The following is a 1,738-nucleotide window of genomic DNA, read 5'->3' as shown; positions in this document are numbered from 1 at the left end:
CCATTGTAGCCCGCGTGTCGCCCAGCACATTCGGGGCATACTGACCTACCGTTGCCCATTCCTTCCTCCAGTTTGGCACTGGCAGTCCTCCTAATGTACCCAACCACCACAAGGGTGTTGCTGGCAATTAGGAGCGTGGGTCTCGCTCGTTGCCTGACTTAACAGGACGCCTCACGGTACGAGCTGACGGCGGCCATGCACCTCCTCTCAATGGCTCAGGTAAGCTCATCACACTGACCGTCACTGCACATTGTCGATGCTGGTGAGATGTCCGGCGTTGAGTCCAATTAAACCGCAGGCTCCTCCGGTTGTAGTGCTCCCCCGCCAATTCCTTTAAGTTTCATCCTTGCGGACGTACTTCCCAGGCGGTCTGCTTCACGGCTTCCCTACGGCACAACACAGGCTCGTAGCCTGTGTCACACCTAGCAGACATCGTTTACAGCTCGGACTACCCGGGTATCTAATCCGGTTCGTGACCCGAGCTTTCGTCCCTCACCGTCGGATCCGTCTTCCTGAGGCGCTTTCGCCACCGGTGGTCCGTCCAGGATTACGGGATTTCACTCCTACCCCGGACGTACCCCTCAGGTCTTCCGGTCCCAAGCCAGACAGTTTCCACCGGACGCCCGCGCGTTAAGCGCGCGGATTTCCCGATGGACTTGACTGGCCAGCTACGGACGCTTTAGGCCCAATAAGAGCGGTCATCACTTGTGCTGCCGGTATTACCGCGGCGGCTGGCACCGGTCTTGCCCAGCACTTATTCGCCGACCTCCTTACGGTCGGAAAAAGCGAGGACGATATGCCCTCGCACGTGGAGTCCCCTTATCGCACTGGCGTGCAGTGTAAAGGTTTCGCGCCTGCTGCGCCCCGTAGGGCCCGGTATCTTGTCTCAGATACCGTCTCCGGGCTCTTGCTCTCACAACCCGTACCGATTACTGGCACGGTGGGCCGTTACCCCACCGTCTACCTAATCGGCCGCAGCCACATCCTCTGGCGCCGGGGCGTTTCACGTTCTCTCCACTTCCAGGATGAGAACGCTATCACGGATTAGCCTCAGTTTCCCGAGGTTATCCGCGTCCAGAGGGTAGTTTGGCCACGTGTCACTGAGCTATCTGCTACGAGTCTGAACTCGTACAACTAGCATGGCTAAATCGGACTCCACGAGCAATGACCTCCGGCAGGATCAACCGGAATGCTCGTTCTCCCGAGTCACACTCGGGAGGTTAATTTGGCGGTGAATGTTGTCGTACACACTCACACATGGTCCACGTTCGGTGTCGCTGATCGCCGACCGATACAGGCGTCACCGAACTACCAAGGCTCACATCAGATCCCATCTTAACGGCGGACCGCAGGGGTAGGATCCTCATCTCCTTCGGACCATATCGTAAGTCACGAAGGGTACATAACCCCTTCGGACTTCCTCGGTCCTCGACTCGTCGTCCCCGACGAGCCGTCGATTGCATTTACATCCGAATCGCCTTATACACTTAAGGGCGTCGGATCGGCCCCGGCCGGAAATCCGTATCCGGCGGAGCATTCTGCGTATCCTGATGGAGACACCCTATGTATATAAGGGCGTCGTCCTGGAGACGCCGACTCCGACGCCCGCGGACGGCGACGGCGGCGAGCCGCCGTCACCGTCCGAGGCGTAGTGGATGCGTATGCTCTCCGTGCCGGAATACGGCCGGAGAACGCGGCGACCGACGCCGCGTCGTTCGTATTCATGACGAGGTTCGGG

Annotated in this window: 1 rRNA gene; it reads right to left on the bottom strand. The window is 59.0% G+C overall.

The features are described from left to right. Positions 1–1,191: ribosomal RNA gene (locus GRS80_RS19895) — 16S ribosomal RNA — on the bottom strand; the annotation flags it as partial. Positions 1,192–1,738 lie beyond the last annotated feature (547 nt).

The organism is Natrialba sp. INN-245 (genome assembly GCF_009807105.1).
GTDB lineage: Archaea > Halobacteriota > Halobacteria > Halobacteriales > Natrialbaceae > Natrarchaeobius > Natrarchaeobius swarupiae.
The sequence above is the reverse complement of the archived record's forward strand: the minus strand, read 5'-3'. Positions and strand labels throughout refer to the sequence as shown.